Source organism: Glycomyces salinus, from assembly GCF_016428645.1.
Lineage (GTDB): Bacteria > Actinomycetota > Actinomycetes > Mycobacteriales > Micromonosporaceae > Glycomyces > Glycomyces salinus.
On record NZ_JAELXW010000192.1, the window covers coordinates 1 to 918 of the forward strand.

Genomic DNA, 918 nt, shown 5'->3' on the forward strand with positions numbered 1-918 from the left:
GGCGCACCTGGCCGAGGTCTACGGGGCGAGCGTGTCCAAGGAGACCATCTCGGCCATCACCGATTCGATGCTCGAGGCCATGCGCGAATGGCAGCACCGGCCCCTGGACCCGGTCTATCCGGTGGTGTTCATCGACGCGATCCGCGTCAAGATCCGCGAGGGGACGGTCACCAACCGACCGATCTACCTGGCCGTCGGCGTCACCGTCGAGGGCAAGCGGGACCTGCTGGGGCTCTGGGCCGGTGAGCCCGGCGACGGCGAGGGCGCCAAGTACTGGCTCAGAGTCCTCACCGAGCTGCGCAATCGGGGTGTCAAGGACGTCCTCATGGCCGTCTGCGACGGGCTCAAGGGCCTACCCGAATCGATCGAGGCGACTTGGCCGGCAGCAACGGTGCAGACCTGCGTGATCCACCTGATCCGCAACTCCTTCCGCTACGCCTCGCGCCGTGACTGGGACGCGCTCAAACGCGCGCTCAAACCGATCTACCAGGCCGCCAGTGAGACCGACGCCCGGGAAGCGTTCGAGGACCTGACCGCGGAGTGGGGCGAACGCTACCCGACCATCGTCCGGCTCTGGGATGCTCAATGGGCGACCTTCACGCCGTTCCTGGCCTACGACATCGAGATCAGGAAGCTGATTTGCTCCACCAACGCCATCGAGTCGATCAACGCCCGCATCCGCAGGGCCGTGAACGCCCGCGGGCATTTCCCGACCGAGCAGGCCGCACTCAAATGCGTCTACATGGCGCTGATGGCCCTCGACCCGAAGGGGACCGGGCAGAAACGCTGGAGTTCCCGCTGGAAGCTGGCACTCCAGGCGTTCGAGATGACCTTCCCAGGCCGCCTGGGAATCGACACCGTTCAATAGCAAACAACCGATAACTACAGGCCGGTAACACCGTTAGATACACAGTCCCC

1 protein-coding gene is annotated in these 918 nt (G+C 65.0%); it reads left to right on the plus strand.

Annotated features, from left to right (window positions below):
• Positions 1–868 (plus strand): IS256 family transposase (locus JFB92_RS25000; RefSeq protein ID WP_199044676.1); only part of this gene is annotated, 868 nt, incomplete at its 5' end.
• Positions 869–918: the final 50 nt, after the last annotated feature.